Below are 20,017 nucleotides of genomic sequence, written 5' to 3'. Positions count from 1 at the left end.
GCGGGCCCGTGGATTGATGCAGCCCTGCGCATTTTGGCGATTTATCTCCCAGCTCGCCAGAGGGCAAGTGTTTAGGTCCGCTCAATCACCCTAAAACAGCTGCAAATACTCGCCACAATTTTGCAGCAAAAGGCTAGAATGGCAGCCCATTCATGCTATTTGTGCCCGGCACACGCCTGCCCCATTTTGTGGCATTTCGCCTATGACCGACTCTCTCTACCTGGAACGTTTAAAGCAATTATCAACGCGCCTGGTTTCCCTGCAAAAACCCATACGTATTCTGGATGCTATTAAATGGCCTGTGGGGATTGAACAGCGCTTTCGCGCCGCACAGGGCAAAGAGCTACCTGCGCTTGATGCAGATTTTTATCAACGCCAAGCGCTGGCATTTGACCCTGACAATGTCAGCCAGTTATTAAAAGAATTGAAGAGCGATGTACGCCGGCAATTGGGGCATGATGATGCACTCGGGAAAATCCTGCAGGCCACCATCGACCAATATCAAATTGTGATTGAATTATTGCGCGCGCGTGGCACCCAGCAATTTGGTCAATACAGCAAACAACTTTACGGGTCAGCCAGCGACAATATTCGCGGCGACCGCAAGACCTTGCGTCAACTGGGCGAGCGTCTGTGCCATATTTTTTCTCTGCCCGCCGTGGAGCATTTAAACCGCCCCTATACCAATCATATTGCCGCCGAAGATGCGGTGAATATGCTGGATGCACGGATGCGCGATTATTTTGGTGCAGGCGAAGTGCGGGTACAGATTAGCGATGACATAGTTTCCGATGCCTCCGCTGGCGGCGACTGCATAAAAGTAAACCGCCGCTCTTCGTTTTCCGAGCTGGATATTCAAGTATTGGAAGTCCATGAAGGTTGGGTGCATATAGGCACTACGCTGAATGGTCGCGCACAACCCTGGGCCACCTGGTTAAGCGTTGGATCACCGCGCATTACCGCTATTCAGGAAGGCATGGCAGTACTGTTGGAAACCCTCACATTCAGTTCTTTTCCGCAGCGCGCACGGCGCATAAGCGACCGCGTAGTTGCCGTTGATCTGGCTGAACAAGGTGCTGATTTTTGCGAGGTCTACCGCTATTTTCTGGAGCGCGGTATTAGCGAGCACGACAGTTATCGCGTTACCCAACGTGTATTTCGCGGCGGCACCTTAACTGGCGGCTCGGTGTTTACCAAGGACATATCCTACGTAAAAGGTTTTGTGGAAAACGTTAATTTTATTCGCAGCGCCATTCAATCGGGAGTGCCGGAAATCATTCCTATGCTGTTTGTCGGCAAAGTGACATTGGATGATTTACCACTGCTGTATGAACGTTATTTAGACGGCGTTATTGTTGGCCCAAAACATTTGCCGCCCATGTTTAAAAACCTCAATGGCCTTTATGTCTGGTTTGGATTTTCCAGCAGTATGTCGGTAATGAATATCGCGCGCGTACAACAGCACTTCAATAAATTATTCCAGCAGCTGCCTATGGCAACACCTGAACATCAAAATACCGACGCAGAATTGGATTGAGTTAGATTAGTTGATCATGACCTACTACAAAGTTGTACTTTCCGGCGAAAATATTTTTTTTGAAAATGCGTCACGTATCGATAGCGACAGCGCTGATCCGGTAATTGGTTTTATCAGTTGCAAACCCATTAATGCAGACAACCCTTCGCTGGCATTAGCAATAGCCAAACGCGATTTGCTGGTTCATTGGAATCACAGTTTTAATGGCGACCGAAAAATGGGCATGCCCAAATTAACGCTGGAGTACATGGGCGAGCTGCGCGGTTGGTTTAAACCCAAAAGCAGTCAGGATTATTATTGGTTTACCAGTGAGACTCACAAACAAGAGCTGCTGGCGCAGCTCACTCACCCCTTGCGCCAACGCTTGTGGCGCAAGGAAACGCCTGTTGATTTAAACCCGGAAGTTTGAGCACTCAGGCGATAGCGGCAGGCGCTGGTTCAAGCATATTTAACAGCGCCGCACGCAATACCGGGGAAACAATTTCTTCACAGCGCGCCGACAGCGGCGAATTACCCACCCACTCAAAACGCCAGCGGAATAACTGGGTAGTGTCTGGCAATTCACGCACTTCAACTAATTCAAAACGTCGGGCATCCACACCAAAACGCTCGCGCAATTGAAAAGCAAAAGGCTCAGCATTTTTACCGACAAAACTGGATGCTTGCTGACTGGGCGCAGCGACTAAAAAATAATCGCGCCCTTGAAACTGGAGATGACAAACGCTGAGACTCACCGGTTGCCCAAGGCGATTGTTTAACACTAGATCAATAAAAAAAGAGTTGTTCACCATAAAAGATCCCGCTGCGTTTTTATGGTTTTCTGTCGCAATGGCCTTGACAGAAAACTGGTTGATTATTCGCCACCCGGTTCTATCAGCAGAGTCCCTCTCGCGGCGAGGCGGCAGTCTACGCACTATTTATGACAGTTCAAGCAAAAGTAGGCTGTCGCATCGCCCCGTTCACACTTGCAAAGATTTTGTTACTTTATTGCCGGATTGTGAGTAGCAAACCCAAGTAACCATGGTTACAACCTTGTGTAAGCACAGCCGCTGGGGGCACCGCCAAACACAATCTGATAAAGTTCACTACTAAGGCTGCGCCACGTCTGAATAGTTCCTTAACCGGATCGCTTTCAGCATATTTTTATTAATAATCGCCCGCCGGCCTTCCCGCCTGTCTTTTTCATATAGTCACATTAGGATTTAAAGGAATGATCACGTTGTTTGCTCCCACCTTACACAGAATTAATTGGTGCTCACGGGTTTTACTCTTGTGTGTGTTTGTTCAGGGCTGTAGTTATCTTTCACAGGGTGTTTTGGTAGATGGCGAGCGCCACGCCAGATTGAACGCTGACACAAACCAACCGGATAGTTTTGGGGATAGCGCCGGGCGTATTGTTTATCCCGAGCAAAATTGGAGCGCTGCACAGAGCCTGTGGTTTTACAATGTCACCCAGGGGTCTAACTTGATTCCCTACGATATTTTTCTGCATTTGGAAGTGGCAGACAGCGAAGAATTATTTCGCTCTGACCAGCATATGAACCGATTGCGTTACCTGACGCAAAGCCCCTCCATAGCCAACCCCGACGGACTGGCGGTGGGCTGGGTAAAAGATGAACATGGCGGTAAGGATTACGTAGGTTTTACCTGCGCCGCCTGTCACACCAGCCAGATTCATTTTCAGGGAACCGCTATCAGGATCGACGGAGGCGCGCCTCTGGCCGATATGGAAAAAATGCTGGGCAGTTTGTCAGCCGCACTCAACGCCAGCCTGGAGAATCCCGCAAAATTTGAACGCCTTGCCGCCAAGGTGTTAAAAGGAAAATATCCTGCTGAACAAGAAGCTTTTCGCGCTGAGTTAACAACCCTAGCCGCGCAAATCTCGACCTATAACAAGGTCAACGAACCGCGCCACGGTGAACAGCTGGTGGCTTATGGTTATGGGCGACTGGATGCTTTCGGGCGAATTTACAATCGCGTTCTGGCCCACCTCACCCCCAGGGAACCAAACTTTAACCCCGCCAGTGCACCCGTTAGCTACCCCTACTTGTGGGACACCCCACAACATGATTTTGTGCAATGGAATGGGGTTGGCGACAACGAATTAGCCGGGCCACTCGGGCGCAATACCGGCGAGGCACTCGGCGTGTTTGCGCAGTTTGATTTACAAAAACAACGCGGAGATATTGGTTATCGCTCATCGGTAGTGGTGCGCAACCTGACACGTATCGAGCGTCATCTGGAAAGCCTCTGGTCGCCCAGCTGGGAAGAGCTGGCAGCACAACAAGTCCTGCCCCCTATCAACCAATCACTGGCAGAACAGGGGCGCGAGGTTTTTATTAACTATCAATGCCACAGCTGTCATGAGGCGATTGACCGCACCGATCCCAAGCGCCGCATCATCGCCCAATTTGCAAGCCTGCAAACCATAGGCACAGACCCTTACATGGCAATGAATGCACTCAACTATTCAGGGAAAAGTGGCTACTTTGAAGGCACCAAAATCAAGCCACTCAATCCAGCGTCACCGCGCTACGCAGCCAACACACCGGTGCTGCCTGCACTGAGTAGCGCTGTTGAAGGCGTGTTAATAGAGCCGGATCACGACAAAACATTCATCCGCCGCTGGGCTGAAAAACTTTACGATTTGTTTGCCTCCATCGGTGACAATCCAATCAAACACACCCAGCGCCACCTGGATTTTGAAGTGGTAGATAAGGACAAGCCCGCCACACTTGCGGCTTATAAAGCGCGTCCGCTCAATGGCATCTGGGCAACTGCACCCTATTTACACAATGGATCGGTTCCCAGCCTGTACGAGCTATTTATGCCCAGCTGTAGCGATCAGGAGATTGCCTCAGGAAAAGTCTGCCGCCCCAACAAATTTACCCTTGGCAGCCGCGAATTGGATCCGATAAAAGTCGGTTTTGTTGGACGCGACCCGGCGCAGTACCCGGATCTGTTTGTGTTCGATACCAGCCTGCCCAGCAACTCTAATAAAGGGCACGAATACGCTGCCGGCGTAACACCGGTATTTGTGCTGGATGAACAGGGCCGACCACGCAAGGATTCGCAAGGTAAACCTGTAATGCGCCGGCTGGAGCCCATCAGCCATGCCCAGCGTTTGGCACTGGTGGAATACCTCAAAACCCTCTGATCAGCACCTGCCTCAACGCGGCCGCATCACATAGGGCCTTGGCTGAACCAAGGCCCTTTTTTATTGCACAATTGCTCACAACTAGCAGGGCTTAACTTCTTTAAATTAACGCCACCTAACACCACTGAACCAATTAGTGGTTTTGGCGGTCTTTATGCGACTTCCGCCGAAGTAGAGGCGCCGCCTAAATCCCGGCGATTTGATTGACACCAAGCGCCGCGACACACAGAATCACCGACCAGTTTTAACCCTCAGGAACACGCTGAATGAATATTGATCGTTTATTACCGCTACTACAGCGCACCACCCTGCTGCTATCGCTGGCAGCCGGTTCAATTTTGCTCACTGCCTGTGGCGGAGGAAGCGACAACAAATCATCAGCCAGCAGTAGCTCCGCCTTGAGCAGTTCCTCACTGCGCAGCAGTTTCAGTGCGGCCTCAGTTCCCGCCAATGGCTCAGGCGTTTGGCCAAGTGTAAAAGTGGAAGCGCAAAGCCCAAAAGTACTCAGTTTTGAGTGGAGCGCGGTTGAGGGCGCAACCCACTACAAGCTCTACAAACAAGACGGTGAAAACGGCGCGCAGCTGATTGCAGACAACCTGACCACCACCAGCGCAACCGACGAAATCGGCGTTCATGTTCACGATTGGATCAATACCCGCTATTGGGTTGATGCCTGTGTCGGCAGTGACTGTAGCCAGCGCTCCAATGCCACCTTCACCGCGACGGAGATGGTCAAAGCCATCGGCTACTTTAAAGCCTCTAACACTGGTTTTTTTGACTGGTTCGGTTGGAGCATCACCATTTCTGCCGATGGTCAAACCATGGCAGTGGGTGCACCGGCAGAAGACAGCAAAGTGACCGGTGTAAACGGCGACCAAACCAATAACGAAACCGTGAATGCCGGAGCAGTTTATGTGTTTGTAAAAGAAAACGGTTTATGGGTACAAGAGGCCTACCTGAAAGCCTCCAATACTGAACAACCCAATCTGAATAGCTCCCGCTTCCTGCCCAATGACCGCTTTGGCTACCGGGTCGCGCTGTCTGACGATGGTAATACCCTGGCAGTATCGGCCTTATTGGAAGACAGCCCATCCTGGGGCGTGAACTGTAATCAAAACAACTATGAGCAAGTAGCCAGCGCTGGAACCTCTTCAACGGGTGCCACTGGCGATCTTTTATCTGCCTTAAATTTGGATGTAGGTGTTGTTTATGTATTCACCCGCAGTGAAGGCAGCTGGACACAAGATGCGTATGTGAAGCCTATTTTCTCGACCCTTCATGCGTTTGCCCAATCGCCAGTTGCATTGCGCTTTGGCGAATCCCTGGCGCTTTCAGGTGATGGTAAAACCCTTGCTGTGGGCACCTCTGAAGACTTTATCGGTAGAAGTGGAGTGTTAAATTTCAATGCTTCCAGCAGCATGTCATCGCTTGAGTGCTGGGAGTTTTACCCCTCCAGCAGTTCATCGACCAGCAGCACCAGTAGCTCAAGCAGCAGTACCACCTCCAGCAGCTCATCGGCTGGCAGCAGCTACCGCGGTGGCTCAGCATCAGGCGCGGTATACACCTTCCGCTTGGGCGAAAATGGCTGGCAGGAAGAGTCACATGTCAAAGCCTCCAATGCCGAACAAAGCGACGCCTTTGGCGTGAGCATAGCGCTCTCTACTGATGGCAACACCATGGTAGTAGGTGCAACCGGTGAAGACAGCAACGCAACCGGTATTAACGGTGATCAAGCTAAAAACTCCTGTTACTTCTTCAACGAAGGCACCTACACCATAGATGCAGAATGTGAAAACGCCGGGCGCTACCAGGTGCGGGGCACAATCGATAATGGCGCCGCTTACGTCTTCAAGCGCTCAGGCCAAAATTGGGTTCAGGAAGCCTTCCTGAAACCTGCCAGCACCTACATGTACACCGGCTTTGGAACCAGCGTGGATGTGTCCGGCGATGGCAACACCCTGGTTGTAGGTGCCCCGGGAGATGCGGGTAAAGTGACCGGTATTAACGGTGACACAGCGCAGGACATAGAGTTTGCCAACACCGGCGCCGCTTATGTATTTACCAAGTCAGGTGAAACCTGGGCGCAAGAGGCACTTATCAAACCCAGCAGCCTGACCAAACACTCAGGCATAGCCTTGGTAGCGGTTACCAATGTCACTTATCGAATAGAGGTGACCGGTGGTGGTCAGTTTGGTAACAGCGTAAGTCTGTCTGAAAATGGCAACACCCTTGCTGTCGGCTCCTACCTTGAAGACAGCTCTGCCCTTGGAATCAACGGCGACGAAGGCGATACCAGTAAAGCTGATTCGGGCGCGGTGTTTGTATTTACGCGCAACAACAGCGTCTGGTCGCAGAAGAGTTATGTAAAAGCGCCCAACACCGATGCCAGCGACCGCTTTGGTTTGAACGTAACGCTTTCTGGTGATGGCAAAGATATGTTGGTGGGTGCACACCGTGAATCCGGTAAGGGTTATGCCTCTGTAGCGGCATCCAGCGGCGCCAGCACCAGCTCGGCGGCAAGCAGCGTCAATGGATTGGATCAGAGCGATAACAACCTTGAAGCCTCTGGTGCGGTTTACCTCTACTAACCAAATCGCCCGATAATGGTTTGCACTGACGGGATGCTTCGGCATCCCGTTTTTATTGGTGTGGGCTAAATTGGCGAGGACTGATCTGGTGCAGGTTGATCCGGTGCAAGTGAATCTAATGCCGATTAGTGATCAGCGAGCTGCCACCCTAACCTATAACCCGCCTCGCCCGGTTCTGCGGCATAACCCTCACAGACCCATAAATCGCCCACGGCGACTAACTCATCACCGCTGTAGACCAGCGGCAATTGTTCGCGCCACCAGGGTTCCAAACCATATTCCTGCAGGAGTTTTTTCAGGGTTTGCGAATGGGCGCGACCGGCGGGTTTGCAGCGCTCGCCGCCTAGGCGGGGGCGAATCTGCAAATTGCTTAGTCGGGGCGACAGCATGGGCTTATCTGCCGCAGGGCATAACTCCAGCTGCAAGGCGAGTGTCGGTAATCTCACCGGCAAGCGATACAGGCGCCCGCGAAATAAGCGCAGCGAGACATCACCCCAACTCACATTTGCCTCGCTGTCTGGCTTGGCATCCAATAACTGCTGGCGGATTTGCTGCCAATGATTCTGCTCCGGCGCACTTAGCCCCTGACTGCGCAGCCAGTAGCGCAGCAGGTTTTGCACACGTGCGGGCGATAAAGCCTTGAGCGCTTGCAGATCAATACTTTGCCCAACCCGCTCAGCACGCGGTGTGGCAGCGCGTAAATCCGCCTGCGCCAACTCCGTGAGTAAGTCCTCCTGTTCGGCGCAGAGTTCGGCAGTTTGCTGCCACTTGCGCATCAACGCCGGCCAGCGCTGCACGAGCAAAGGCAGCACCTGATTGCGTAGAAAATTGCGGTCGTAGGCATCATCCTGATTGCTCTCATCCTCCACCCAGCGCAGCTGCTGTGCCCGGGCATAGGCCTCCAGTTGCGCGCGCGAAAACCCCAGCAAAGGGCGCACCAGTAACCCATTGCCCAGCGGCCGTTGCGCCGCCATGGCCGCCAAGCCCCGTGGCCCGGTACCGCGCACGAGTCGCAGCAGCAGGGTTTCTGCCTGATCATTGGCGTGATGGGCGGTAAGCAGCAGATCGCCCGCGCCAAGGTAGCGCTCAAACACTTCATAACGCGCGGTGCGCGCCGCATCCTCCACTCCTTTACCCGTGTTGATAACTCGGACTTTTTCAGCGCTAAACGCAATGCCCAACTGAGCACAAAACGCAGCGCACTGCTGCTGCCATGCATCGGCATAGGGGGAAATTTGATGATTGATATGCAGGGCGCGCAGCCTGATCGGCAAGTGCAGCTGCGCCAGCGCATGGAGCAATACCGTGGAATCCAAACCGCCACTAAACCCCACCCAACAGCAGGCCTGCGCCGGCAGTTGGCTAAGATCCGGCAAGAGGCGTTGGAGCGCTGCCGGCGAAAATGCCGCAGGCGCCGCTGAAACAGGCAGAGGAAAACGGGAATGAGTCATGAATACACCTGATGTAGCGCGGCATTTTTGCCTGACACTAGAACGCAATAGTAAATTAGCGCGATATAAATTAGCTCGATAGCAAAGCAGCCCAGTATTAAAGTGGCACTGCACTAACCTAGCCCGGCATTAAAGCCCAGCGCTGAGTAAATAAAAACCCCGCCTTCCCCTGGGCGCGCAGCGCGGGCAAAATGCGCGGCCAGATAATCACCCAGCGGATGCCCCCATGAACCCACCAGCCTGCGGCCACTGGCCATCGCCCATCAGCGCCGAACTGCTCACCGCTCAAGGCATACGCCTGAGCGACCCGCAAGCGGTGGGCGACTGGCTGTATTGGCTGGAAACCCGCCCGCAGGAACAGGGGCGCTGCGTGTTGGTGTGTGAACAGGCAGGTGTGCGCCGCGATTTACTGCCCGCCCCCCACAGCATTCGCACCCGCATTCAGGAGTACGGCGGCACGCCCTATTTGGCGACACAGGATTTCATTTTTTATGTCTTGGATAGCGACCAGCGCATTTACGCCTATGACCTAAACCAGCACACCAGCCGCGCCCTCACCGCAGAAGGCGCTTACCGCTACGCCGATTTTTGTTTCGACGCCCAGCGCGCTCGCCTGCTCGCCGTGCGGGAAGATTGCACCCACAATGCCCAGCACCCGCGCAGTGAAATTATCGCGCTGGATCTAATCAGCGGTGCGCTCAGCGTCTTGGCGCAAGGCGCCGATTTTTATTCCAACCCGCGCCTATCCCCCAGCGGCAATCAGCTCAGTTACCTGCGTTGGAATCACCCACAAATGCCCTGGGATGGCACCGAATGTGTACTTGCCGAATTAACGCCGGCAGGCGCTGTGGCTCAAAGTGCCGTGATTGCCGGCAGCACCACCGAATCTATTTTTCAGCCGCAGTGGTCGCCCGCCGGTGAATTATTTTTTGTTTCGGATCGCAGCAACTGGTGGAATATTTACCGCTGGACGGGCAGCAGCGCTGAAGCAATCTGCGCCATGGACGCGGAATTCGCCACCCCCCAATGGGTGTTTGGCATGAGTAGCTACGGTTTTTTATCGGCGGATGAAATTTTTTGTTGTTACAGCCAAGAGGGTGTGTGGCAACTGGGGTTAATTCATATCGCACAACAAAAACTGCGGCCGATTAACTCACCGCTGCGCGATATTTCCAGTATTTTTTGCCAACACCAGCCGGAATCGCGCGCCCTGTTTCTGGGTGCAAGCGCGACCCAAGGCGCCCAACTCTGGGGCTATAGCGCAGGCAATTACGCACCGCTGCAGCATAATAAATTTGCGCTGGATGAGCGCTACTTGGCGCGCGCTGAAGCCATCAGCTTCCCCACCCGCGACGGCGAAATGGCGCACGGTTTTTACTACGCGCCCAGCCACGCCGAATATCGCACCGCCCCCGATAATCTGCCGCCACTGTTAGTCATGTGCCACGGCGGCCCCACGGGCGCCTGCGAAACCTCGCTCAATTTAAAAATCCAATTCTGGACCAGTCGCGGTTTTGCGGTGCTGGATGTGAACTATCGCGGCAGCACCGGTTACGGCAGACAGTATCGCGACCGATTAAAACACCATTGGGGCATCACCGATGTGATTGATGTGTGCAGCGGCGTGGATTATTTAATCGCACAACAAAAAATTAACCCGCAAAAAATTGCCATTCGCGGCTCCAGCGCCGGCGGCTATACCGTGCTCGCCGCGCTCACTTTTGGCGATAGTTTTAATGCGGGTGCAAGTTTATATGGCATTGGCGATTTGGAAGCCCTCGCCCGCGACACCCACAAATTTGAAGCGCACTATTTGGATTCGCTGGTGGGCGAGTACCCGGCGCAGCAACAAACCTATCGCGACCGCTCACCCATTCATCACATTGACCAATTAAATTGCCCGGTGCTTTTTTTGCAGGGGCTGCAGGATAAGGTTGTGCCACCCGCACAAGCCGAAGCCATGGTCAGCGCACTGCAGCAAAAAGGCATAATGACCGAATATCTGACCTTTGCTGAAGAGGGGCACGGCTTTCGGCAGGCGCAGAATATCCAGCGCGCCCTCAACGCCGAGCTGGCGTTTTATTTAACGGTTTTTAGCCGCAACTAATTTCTGGAGAAAGCAAATGGGACGTTGGCGACCACCCAGCGCAAAAGGTTCAACCTACATCACCGCCGCCGGTTTTAAACGCATGAAAGACGAAGTCACCCAGCTGTGGAAAATCGAGCGCCCGCAGGTGACCCAAGTGGTACATGAAGCGGCCAAAAACGGCGACCGCAGTGAAAACGGTGATTACATTTACGGCAAACGCCGCCTGCGCGAAATTGATTCGCGCGTGCGCTTTTTATCCAAACGCATGGAAGTGCTCACCGTGGTAGATCGCCTGCCGGACGACCGCAGCAAAGTTTTTTTTGGCGCTTGGGTAACCCTGGAAGATGAAGACGGCAACGAAAAAACCTATCAAATCGTCGGCCCCGACGAGTTTGATGTCGCCCGCCAAAAACTCAGCATGGATTCGCCGCTTGCCAAAGCCATGCTCGGCAAACGCCTGGATGATGAAATCGTGTTAAAAAAACCAGACGGGGAAGAATTGTTTTACATCACCGCCATTGAATACAAACCCTACGATCAGGAGTAGTTGCGCCGCAAACGCCGCGCAAAATGCAACAGCGACAGCACAAAATGCTATAGTGCCCCCATTTTTTAGCTGGCCACTCCGGCCATAGATTCTCGCTTTGACAGGTTTACACCCATGACTCAAACACCGCCCAACACTGCTGCTCGTAAAATTCTGGTAACCAGTGCCCTGCCTTATGCCAATAGCGACCTGCACCTTGGCCATATGCTGGAGCAGATTCAAACGGATATCTGGGTGCGCTTTCAAAACTTGCGCGGCAACGACTGTTTGTATTTCTGTGCAGATGACGCCCACGGTACCGCCATCATGCTCAAGGCCGAGGAAAAGGGGATTAGCCCCGAGGAACATATCGCCAATATCAAGCGCGATCACGAAGCGGTGTCGGCCGGGTTCAATATCGACTTTGCCAATTTTTACAGCACCCACTCCGAGGAAAACCGCGAGCTGTCTTACCTGATTTATGAGCGCTTGTTGGCCAATGGTCATATCGCCAGCCGCAAAATTTCCCAGGCTTACGACCCCGAAAAAAATCTATTTTTAGCGGATCGCTACATCAAAGGCAGCTGCCCCAAATGCAAGGCGGAAGATCAGTATGGCGATAACTGTGAAAAATGCGGCGCAACCTATTCGCCAATGGATTTGCTGAACGCCAAATCGACCATTTCCGGCGCTACCCCCATCGCCAAAGATTCCGAGCATTTCTTTTTTACCCTGCCGGCGTTTAGCGATTTCCTCAAAGACTGGACGCGCGCCGGTCACCTGCAGGATGAAGTCGCCAACAAAATGGCCGAGTGGTTGGATGCCGGTTTGCAGGAGTGGGATATCTCCCGCGATGCACCCTATTTTGGCTTTGAAATTCCCGGTCAGCCCGGTAAGTTTTTCTATGTATGGCTGGATGCGCCCATTGGTTATATCGCCAGCTTGAAAAACTACGCGGACAAGCAGGGCATAGACTGGATGGATTACTGGAAAGCGGATTCCACCACCGAGGTGTATCACTTTATCGGCAAGGATATTGTGAACTTCCACGCCCTGTTCTGGCCGGCGATGTTGCACTCGGCCAAGTTGCGCACCCCCACCAAAATCTGTGTGCACGGTTTTGTGACGGTAAACGGCACCAAGATGAGCAAGTCGCGCGGCACCTTTATCAATGCCAAAACCTATCTGGAGTATTTGAATCCGGAATACCTGCGCTATTACTTTGCCGCCAAACTCACCAGCAATGTGGATGACATCGACCTGAACCTGGAGGATTTTATCCAGCGGGTAAATTCCGATTTGGTGGGCAAGGTAGTGAACATTGCCAGCCGCACGGCCAAGTTCATCAATAATGCCGGCGGAGCCTTGGCAAACGAGATCGCCGATGCCGAACTCTGGCAGAAGTTTGTGGATGCCGGTGAGACCATCGCCAACTACTACGAAAGCCGCGACTACAGCAAAGCCATGCGCGAAATTATGGCGCTGGCCGATGCCGCCAACGAATACATTGCCACTCAGGAGCCTTGGAAACTGGCCAAACAAGCCGGTGCCGAGGCGCAAACCCAAGCGGTTTGTACCCTGGGCATCAATATGTTCCGCGCCATTCTCACCTACTTGAAACCGGTATTGCCGGCGCTCACTGCCGATGCCGAAGCCTTTTTGGGCGAAACCCTAAATTGGCAAGCGCCGGTCAGCTTCCGTGCGGGCACGCCCATTAACGAGTTCAAACCCCTGCTCACCCGCGTAGAGAAAGACAAGGTAGACGCTATGTTAGAAGCCACCAAAGAGGCACTGGCCGCCGCTGCTCCCAAGGCGCAAGGGCCGCTGAGCGATGACCCGATTGCGGCGGAAATCGAATTTAATGATTTTGCCAAGGTGGATTTACGTATAGCTCTGATCGCCAACGCCGAGCATGTTGAAGGCTCTGACAAACTGCTGCGCCTGACGCTGGATTTGGGCGGAGAAACCCGCAACGTTTTCTCCGGCATCAAAAGCGCTTACGACCCCAAAGACCTGATTGGCAAGCTCACCGTGGTGGTTGCCAACCTTAAACCGCGCAAAATGAAGTTTGGCATGAGTGAAGGCATGGTGCTGGCGGCAGGCCCGGGCGATAAAGACATTTATCTGCTGGAGCCACACACAGGCGCCAAACCTGGGCAACGGGTGATGTGATTTTGTTTTAAAACATCGCCTTTCAACCCCACCCCAGCCCTCCCCTTCACAAGGGGAGGGAGCAAAAGCAGAACGCCTCACACTCTCTTAAAAATGGGAGTCAACTCCTCCCCCTTGAAAAGGGGGAGGCTGGGAGGGGGTTCTGGGGTTAAGGTCATAAGGATATAAATAAACAAGCTAAACCTTTAGCGCTTTATTTATTGAGAATGCCTCTCTACTTGCCGATAATACGCAGCCCCTGCGTCCACAGCCCAGATCACCGGAAAAACACCATGAGTTTCAGCGAATTAGCAATCATTCTGCTCAGTACCGTGTTGGTGAACAACTTTGTATTGGCACAATTCCTCGGCCTTTGCCCGTTTATGGGAGTCTCCAACAAACTGGAAAGTGCCATCGGTATGGCGGGCGCCACTACCTTTGTGATGACACTCGCCTCCATCTGTACCTATTTAGTGAATACCTGGCTGCTGGAACCCTTAGGGCTAGGTTATTTGCGCACCATCGCCTTCATTTTGGTGATTGCCGCCGTGGTGCAGTTCGTAAAAATGTTTATGGAAAAGACCAGCCCCCTGCTTTATCGCGTTTTGGGCGTATTTTTGCCGCTCATTACGGTGAACTGTGCGGTGCTGGGTGTCGCGTTACTCAATACCCAAAAAGCACACAGCTTTTTTGAATCCACTATCTACGGGTTTGGTGGTGCGGTAGGTTTTGCGATGGTGTTGATTTTGTTTTCTGCTATGCGCGAACGCTTGGCGGTAGCCGATGTACCTACACCATTCAAGGGTGCCGCAATAGGCATGGTTACTGCCGGTTTGATGGCGCTCGCCTTTATGGGCTTTGGTGGGCTGGTAAGCCTGCAATAACTGATGAGTCTGATATCCATGATCGAATTCATTTTACAAAACCCGATTATCAGCGCCCTGCTAGCTCTGGGTAGCCTGTCGGCACTCTTTGGTGCCATTTTGGGTTTTGCGGCGGTTAAATTCAAAGTGGAGGGCGACCCGATTGTTGAACAAATCGATGCGCTCCTGCCCCAAACCCAATGCGGCCAGTGTGGTCACCCTGGCTGTCGCCCCTATGCCCAAGCTATCGCTAATGGCGAGGCTATTAACAAATGTCCACCCGGCGGCCAAGCCACCATCAACGCCCTGGCGGACTTATTGGATGTGGAAGCGCCGAGTCTGGACGCTGAACATGGCGAACATTTGGATGTAAAACGTGTCGCGTTTATCCGCGAAGAAGAATGTATAGGTTGCACCAAGTGTATTCAGGCCTGCCCTATGGATGCGATTTTGGGTGCCGCCAAGCATATGCACACAGTCATTGCCGATGAATGTACCGGCTGCGATCTTTGTGTTGAGCCTTGCCCGGTGGATTGTATTGACATGATCCCGGTGCAAACCGATTTGACCACCTGGAAGTGGGATCTGCCGGCAACCAACCAGAAACCGGTATTCCATGTGATCGCCCAGGAAGTCGCGGTAATGCCCCTGGATGTGAATCTGATTGCCTCTGACCTTGGCCGCGGAAGTGTGTTTGATGGCGCCAAGCCCGACACCACCGCCAATACAGATGGCGAAAAAGCTGCCTGAGCGCCGCACTGACGACGAGAAATCTGCATAGATGACTAGCTTGATTAAAGTCTGGGAATTACCGGGCGGCATACACCCGCCCCAGCACAAAGCCCAATCGCTGCAACTGCCGCTGGGCGATATGCCGCTGCCACCTGTTTTGGTTATTCCGCTCAATCAGCACATGGGCACACCGGCACAACCGGTCGTTCAACCGGGCGAAAGGGTTCTGGCTGGTCAGCTCATTGGTGCTGCCGATGGCACTTTCAGCGTCAATACCCATGCCTCCACCTCAGGCACTGTTATCGCCATAGAGTCCAGACCCGTTCCTCACCCTTCGGGAATGGCAAGCTTATCGGTTGTTATTGAGCCCGATGGTAAAGATGAATGGGTGACTTTGACGCCCTGTGAAAACTACTTGCAACTGGATCGGCTGGTATTGCTGGATAAAATCCGCGCTGCCGGAATTGCCGGTTTAGGTGGCGCGGGTTTTCCTACCGCGGTTAAGCTCGCACCAAAATCCACACAGGTGATCGATACCCTGATCCTCAATGGCGCTGAGTGTGAACCCTATATCACCGCCGACGATATGCTGATGCAAACCCACGCCCAGGAGCTGGTTGCCGGCACCCTGCTGCTGAGCCATATATTGCATCACCCCAAACAGTTATTGATTGGCATTGAAGACAACAAACCCAAGGCGATTGCTGCGGTAAAAGCAGCGGTTGCGGGCGCCAAAGCACTGCAACCAGAGGCCGAACATATTCAGGTGGTGGTTATCCCCACCAAATACCCCTCAGGTGGCGCCAAGCAGCTGACCCAAATATTAACCGGACGGGAAATTCCCAGTGGCCATCACTCGGCCGATGTCGGGGTCATTTGCGTTAACGTTGCTACAGCCGTTGCCGCCTGGCGCGCTGTACGTTTTGGCGAGCCGCTGGTATCGCGTATTACTACCCTGGTGGGTGAAGCCTTAACTACCCAACGCAATGTCAATGTATTGCTCGGGACACCGATTGACTTTGTGTTGCAACAGCACGGATTTAATGTGCAGAACGCCACCCGCGTGGTGATGGGTGGCCCAATGATGGGCTTTACCCTACTGGATTTGACCGCGCCGGTGATTAAAACCACTAACTGTATTCTGGCGCCTAGCACCAAAGAACTACCCGACCCTCAACCGGCACAAGCTTGTATTCGCTGTGGCATGTGTGCCGAAGTTTGTCCGGCAAGCCTGTTGCCCCAACAGTTATTCTGGTATGCCCAGGCAGAAGACTTTGAGCGACTGGAATCGCACAATCTTTTTGATTGCATCGAGTGCGGCGCCTGCTCCTACGTATGCCCCAGTACCATTCCTCTGGTGCAGTACTACCGTGCCGCCAAAGGCAGTATTCGCTTGCACGAAATAGAAAAGGAAAAGTCTGACCGCTCACGTCAACGCTTTGAGTTCCGCCAGCAGCGCATCGCCAAAGAGGAAGCAGAAAAAGAAGCCAAACGTTTGGCACGCCAAAAAGCTGCAGAGGAAGCCAAGAAAAAACTGGCGGAAAAAGCAGCCGAAGCGGCCAATAACCCAGCGGCTGCAGGGGATGTCATCACCGCTGCGGTAGCAAAAGCCGGCGCCACACAACCTTCAGGTGAGGAACAAAAAGCCAAGCTGGAGCGCCTGCTGGCTGCGGCTAAAAATGGCCTTGAGTTTGCCCAAAAGCCCCTGGTGCCCAATGAAGCCAACAAACCCATCACTGAAGAGCAGTTGGTTAAGCAGCAGGCCCGTATCAAACAAGCTGAATTGAAAGTGGCGGAAGCCGAGAAAAAGCTCGCTGAATTCCTCGCCGGAGAGGCTGCCAGTGTGGCGCCTGCTGCTTCACCAGCAGTGGCGGTTGATGCCAATGACCCGGTGGCCGCCGCTATTGCGCGCGCGCAAGCCAAGTTGACCATGTCCCCAGAGGACAAGGCGCGCGCCAATCTGGAATCCTTGCGCTCACGCTTGGCCAAGGCCGAAGAGAAAGTCGCCACAGCCAAAACCGAGGGCAGCGCCAATCTGGATGCACTTGAACAAGGCGCGAGCAAACTGCGCGACAAAATTAGCGAGGCACTCGCCGAGCTGGCCGCGCTAGGTATAAGTGATGTGGCTACTCCCGCTGCCGCACCTGAACCAACTGCACCTGCACCAGCAGAAACTGCAACCGCCGAACAAAATGCGGCGCAGGCGGCGATAGAAAAAGCCAAAGCCAAAGCAGCCGCTATGGCAAACATGAGTGATGAAGAGAAGCGCGCCGAACAAATCCAATCGCTGCAGACCCGCTTGGCCAAGGCGCGCGAACGCTTGGCCAAGGCAGAAGCCGAGAATGATGCAAACATAGATGCCTTCCGCGCCGGTGTGACCAAGCTGGAAGAGAAGCTGCAAGAGCTGGCTTAAGCCAGCCTTCAGGCACGCACTTTAACGAGACAAACCAATGGCGCTTTTAAATATCACCTCTCCCCATACCCATGGGAACAATCGCACCGGGCGAGTCATGCGCCTGGTGGTCTATGCAACCTTTCCGGGTATCGCAGCACTTACCCATTTTTTTGGCGTAGGTGTGCTGATCAATCTGGTTTTGGCGAGCCTGAGCTGTATCGCGTTTGAGGCCTTGGTGATGAAACTGCGCCAGCGCCCGGTCATGTTTTACCTGCGCGACTGCAGTGCTCTGGTAACCGGTGTGTTGATTGGGGTATCGCTGCCACCCTACTGCCCCTGGTGGTTGGTGATCAGCGCCAGCTTTGTGGCGATTGTGCTGGCCAAACAACTTTATGGCGGCATGGGTTTCAACCCCTTTAACCCGGCGATGGTGGCCTATGTGCTGCTGCTGATTTCCTTTCCGGTACAGATGACCCAGTGGGCAACTCCCCTGCCCATGCTGGCCGATGGTCAAACCACACCTGGTTTGATCGCCGCATTGGACAAGGTATTTTTTGACACCGAGTTCCCCAACCTGGTCGATGGTTATACCTCGGCGACGGTGCTGGACATCATGAAACAAAATTCCGGCCTGACGCTGGATGCCCTCTACCAACAGCAGCCTGTATTCACCGAGGGACGTTGGGCCGGTGCTGGCTGGGAGTGGGTGAATATCGCCTTTTTGATTGGCGGCATTTACTTGCTTTACAAAAAAGTCTTCACCTGGCACGCACCGATTTCCATGCTGGTGGCGCTAGCGCTGATGGCGGCGTTGTTTTATGACGCAGGCAGCTCCAACTCAGGCGGTTCACCTGTTTTCCACCTGCTTTCCGGCGCCACTATGCTGGGAGCGTTTTTTATAGTTACCGATCCGGTCAGCTCAGCAGTCAGTACCCGCGGCCGGATTATTTATGGCGCCTTGATTGGTGTTTTGATTTATGTAATCCGCACCTGGGGCAGTAGCTATCCGGACGGTGTTGGTTTTGCAGTGTTACTGCTTAACTTCGCCGCCCCGTTTATCGATTACTACACCACACCGCGCACCTACGGCCACAAAAAACCGCGCCGTGCCACCGATACCAGCAAACAGGATGGAGGTCACTAATGCTTGGCCAATCCATAAGTAAAAACAGCTTATTGCTCGCCGCCTTTGCCTTGGCTACGGCGGGCACTCTGGCGCTCACCAATCTGGGCACCAAAGGGCGTATCGCCGAGGCTGAACGCGCCGCCCAACAGCGCGCTTTATTTGAAATAATTCCAGTAGAGAATCACGACAACGATTTGCTCCAGGACACCATCCCCGTTCCTGCAGAGGCCTGGGCACAATTGGGCAGCGATAGCACCAGCAAGATCTACCGTGCGCGGCAGCAAGGTGAGATCAAGGCGCTTATCATTCCCGCCACCGCCCATGACGGTTACTCGGGCGATATCAGCATGATTGTTGGTGTCAACGCCGACCAAACCATCGCCGGGGTACGTGTATTGCTGCACAAGGAAACCCCCGGCCTGGGCGATAAAATCGAACTGAAAAAACACCAGTGGATTTTGAGCTTCAACGGTAAAAGCCTGACCGTCCCGGTTGCCGAAGAATGGAAGGTGAAAAAAGACGGTGGCGAGTTTGATCAGTTTGCCGGCGCGACTATCACTCCCCGCGCCGTTGTTGGGCAAGTGAAACGGGTATTGGAGTTTGTCAGCGCCAATCACCAGACTTTGTTTGAACAGGATAAACAACCCCTCGCAGGTGGCATCCATGAGTAACAGTACAAACTACGCAGACATCACCCGCAAAGGGCTGTGGGACAACAATGCGGCCCTGGTGCAGTTATTGGGCTTGTGCCCCTTGTTAGCCGTCAGCTCAAGTGTGGTAAATGCCCTGGGGCTGGGGCTTGCCACCCTTCTGGTGCTCACCACCACTAACACGGTGGTATCGTTAATTCGCAACTATGTGGGTGATGCTGTACGGCTGCCCGCGTTTGTAATGATTATCGCCTCGGCAGTAACCTGCATTGAATTACTGATGAAAGCTTACACCTACGAGCTTTATCAAATTCTCGGGCTTTTCATCCCCCTCATAGTGACTAACTGCGCAGTGCTTGGCCGTGCCGATGCTTTTGCCAGCAAAAATAACCTGCTCCCCTCTGCGATTGACGGTTTTATGATGGGCATGGGCTTCCTGCTGGTGCTGGTATTAGTGGGTGCGGTACGTGAGCTTCTGGGCACCGGGCATTTGTTTGCCGACATGCAATTACTTTTTGGTGAAAGCGCCCGCAGCTGGCAGATTAATGTCTTCGGCGCTGATTTTCCCAACGTGATTTTTGCCCTGCTACCACCGGGGGCCTTTATCGTTGTGGGCTTTTTGATCGCCGCCAAGAATGCGATTGATGCGCAACTTAAAAAACGCGCTGACGCACGCAAATCGCAAACCGTGAAAGGCAGTAAACGTGTGCGCACTACTGGCAATGTAGCCTAAGCAGCCGCTTCAATTTCAC

The 20,017-nt window shown here is 53.5% G+C and carries 15 protein-coding genes; 13 read left to right on the top strand and 2 right to left on the bottom strand.

Annotated features, from left to right (window positions below; all coding sequences use genetic code 11):
- The first annotated feature begins 202 nt into the window (after window positions 1–202).
- Window positions 203–1,537: a flavohemoglobin expression-modulating QEGLA motif protein gene (locus tag ACFODX_RS01715; RefSeq protein ID WP_378115424.1), complete on the top strand. Its 1,335-nt coding sequence runs from the start codon at window positions 203–205 to the stop codon at window positions 1,535–1,537.
- Between the two features lie 16 nt (window positions 1,538–1,553).
- Entirely contained in the window at window positions 1,554–1,946 is a 393-nt protein-coding gene (locus ACFODX_RS01710; protein ID WP_378115422.1) for a hypothetical protein, read from the top strand.
- 4 nt (window positions 1,947–1,950) lie between these two features.
- Here ACFODX_RS01710 and ACFODX_RS01705 read toward each other — a convergent pair whose 3' ends face one another.
- Complete coding sequence (locus ACFODX_RS01705; RefSeq protein WP_378115420.1) at window positions 1,951–2,328, bottom strand: hypothetical protein; 378 nt, start codon at window positions 2,326–2,328, stop codon at window positions 1,951–1,953.
- Between the two features lie 551 nt (window positions 2,329–2,879).
- Between ACFODX_RS01705 and ACFODX_RS01700 the strand changes: the two genes are divergently transcribed.
- Together ACFODX_RS01700 and ACFODX_RS01695 are read left to right on the top strand one after the other, a co-directional pair.
- Window positions 2,880–4,694 (top strand): di-heme-cytochrome C peroxidase, encoded by a 1,815-nt coding sequence (locus ACFODX_RS01700; protein ID WP_378115418.1) that lies wholly within the window; start codon window positions 2,880–2,882, stop codon window positions 4,692–4,694.
- Window positions 4,695–4,960: 266 nt separating this feature from the next.
- The gene (locus tag ACFODX_RS01695) at window positions 4,961–7,282 is read left to right on the top strand and encodes an FG-GAP repeat protein (protein ID WP_378115416.1); all 2,322 of its coding nucleotides are present in this window, start codon (window positions 4,961–4,963) and stop codon (window positions 7,280–7,282) included.
- A 125-nt stretch (window positions 7,283–7,407) separates the two neighbouring features.
- On the opposite strand, the gene tilS is transcribed toward ACFODX_RS01695, so the two are convergent.
- On the bottom strand, window positions 7,408–8,733 hold the full coding sequence (tilS, locus tag ACFODX_RS01690) for a tRNA lysidine(34) synthetase TilS (protein WP_378115414.1): 1,326 nt from the start codon (window positions 8,731–8,733) through the stop codon (window positions 7,408–7,410).
- 226 nt (window positions 8,734–8,959) lie between these two features.
- Between tilS and ACFODX_RS01685 the strand changes: the two genes are divergently transcribed.
- The 9 genes from ACFODX_RS01685 (at window position 8,960) to ACFODX_RS01645 (ending at window position 19,998) form a co-directional block, all read left to right on the top strand.
- Entirely contained in the window at window positions 8,960–10,840 is a 1,881-nt protein-coding gene (locus ACFODX_RS01685) for a S9 family peptidase (RefSeq protein WP_378115412.1), read from the top strand.
- 16 nt (window positions 10,841–10,856) lie between these two features.
- On the top strand, window positions 10,857–11,369 hold the full coding sequence (gene greB / locus ACFODX_RS01680) for a transcription elongation factor GreB (protein WP_378115409.1): 513 nt from the start codon (window positions 10,857–10,859) through the stop codon (window positions 11,367–11,369).
- 114 nt (window positions 11,370–11,483) lie between these two features.
- Complete coding sequence (gene metG, locus ACFODX_RS01675) at window positions 11,484–13,520, top strand: methionine--tRNA ligase (protein WP_378115407.1); 2,037 nt, start codon at window positions 11,484–11,486, stop codon at window positions 13,518–13,520.
- 272 nt (window positions 13,521–13,792) lie between these two features.
- Window positions 13,793–14,383, top strand: a complete 591-nt coding sequence (gene rsxA, locus ACFODX_RS01670) for an electron transport complex subunit RsxA (RefSeq protein WP_378115405.1) — start codon at window positions 13,793–13,795, stop codon at window positions 14,381–14,383.
- Between the two features lie 18 nt (window positions 14,384–14,401).
- On the top strand, window positions 14,402–15,112 hold the full coding sequence (rsxB, locus tag ACFODX_RS01665; protein WP_378115514.1) for an electron transport complex subunit RsxB: 711 nt from the start codon (window positions 14,402–14,404) through the stop codon (window positions 15,110–15,112).
- Window positions 15,113–15,143: 31 nt separating this feature from the next.
- Entirely contained in the window at window positions 15,144–17,507 is a 2,364-nt protein-coding gene (gene rsxC / locus ACFODX_RS01660; RefSeq protein WP_378115403.1) for an electron transport complex subunit RsxC, read from the top strand.
- Between the two features lie 37 nt (window positions 17,508–17,544).
- Window positions 17,545–18,633 (top strand): electron transport complex subunit RsxD, encoded by a 1,089-nt coding sequence (gene rsxD / locus ACFODX_RS01655; RefSeq protein WP_378115401.1) that lies wholly within the window; start codon window positions 17,545–17,547, stop codon window positions 18,631–18,633.
- Entirely contained in the window at window positions 18,633–19,286 is a 654-nt protein-coding gene (gene rsxG / locus ACFODX_RS01650) for an electron transport complex subunit RsxG (protein WP_378115399.1), read from the top strand. Before rsxD ends, rsxG begins: the two co-directional genes overlap by 1 nt.
- A complete protein-coding gene (locus ACFODX_RS01645; protein ID WP_378115397.1) occupies window positions 19,279–19,998 on the top strand; it encodes an electron transport complex subunit E in 720 nt (239 codons plus the stop codon). Before rsxG ends, ACFODX_RS01645 begins: the two co-directional genes overlap by 8 nt.
- The last annotated feature ends 19 nt before the right edge of the window (window positions 19,999–20,017 follow it).

It is taken from the genome of Cellvibrio fontiphilus (assembly GCF_042646205.1).
GTDB classification, from domain to species: domain Bacteria; phylum Pseudomonadota; class Gammaproteobacteria; order Pseudomonadales; family Cellvibrionaceae; genus Cellvibrio; species Cellvibrio fontiphilus_A.
Note: the sequence above shows the minus strand (reverse complement) of the source record. Positions and strands in the feature narration are given on the sequence as shown.

Excerpts from the sequence above, each read along its gene's own strand:
- ACFODX_RS01715 (WP_378115424.1), top strand. The coding sequence starts at position 203 with ATGACCGACTCTCTCTACCTGGAACGTTTAAAGCAATTATCAACGCGC.
- ACFODX_RS01710 (WP_378115422.1), top strand. The coding sequence starts at position 1,554 with ATGACCTACTACAAAGTTGTACTTTCCGGCGAAAATATTTTTTTTGAA.
- ACFODX_RS01705 (WP_378115420.1), bottom strand. The coding sequence starts at position 2,328 with ATGGTGAACAACTCTTTTTTTATTGATCTAGTGTTAAACAATCGCCTT.
- ACFODX_RS01695 (WP_378115416.1), top strand. The coding sequence starts at position 4,961 with ATGAATATTGATCGTTTATTACCGCTACTACAGCGCACCACCCTGCTG.
- tilS (WP_378115414.1), bottom strand. The coding sequence starts at position 8,733 with ATGACTCATTCCCGTTTTCCTCTGCCTGTTTCAGCGGCGCCTGCGGCA.
- ACFODX_RS01685 (WP_378115412.1), top strand. The coding sequence starts at position 8,960 with ATGAACCCACCAGCCTGCGGCCACTGGCCATCGCCCATCAGCGCCGAA.
- greB (WP_378115409.1), top strand. The coding sequence starts at position 10,857 with ATGGGACGTTGGCGACCACCCAGCGCAAAAGGTTCAACCTACATCACC.
- metG (WP_378115407.1), top strand. The coding sequence starts at position 11,484 with ATGACTCAAACACCGCCCAACACTGCTGCTCGTAAAATTCTGGTAACC.
- rsxA (WP_378115405.1), top strand. The coding sequence starts at position 13,793 with ATGAGTTTCAGCGAATTAGCAATCATTCTGCTCAGTACCGTGTTGGTG.
- rsxB (WP_378115514.1), top strand. The coding sequence starts at position 14,402 with ATGATCGAATTCATTTTACAAAACCCGATTATCAGCGCCCTGCTAGCT.
- rsxC (WP_378115403.1), top strand. The coding sequence starts at position 15,144 with ATGACTAGCTTGATTAAAGTCTGGGAATTACCGGGCGGCATACACCCG.
- rsxD (WP_378115401.1), top strand. The coding sequence starts at position 17,545 with ATGGCGCTTTTAAATATCACCTCTCCCCATACCCATGGGAACAATCGC.
- rsxG (WP_378115399.1), top strand. The coding sequence starts at position 18,633 with ATGCTTGGCCAATCCATAAGTAAAAACAGCTTATTGCTCGCCGCCTTT.
- ACFODX_RS01645 (WP_378115397.1), top strand. The coding sequence starts at position 19,279 with ATGAGTAACAGTACAAACTACGCAGACATCACCCGCAAAGGGCTGTGG.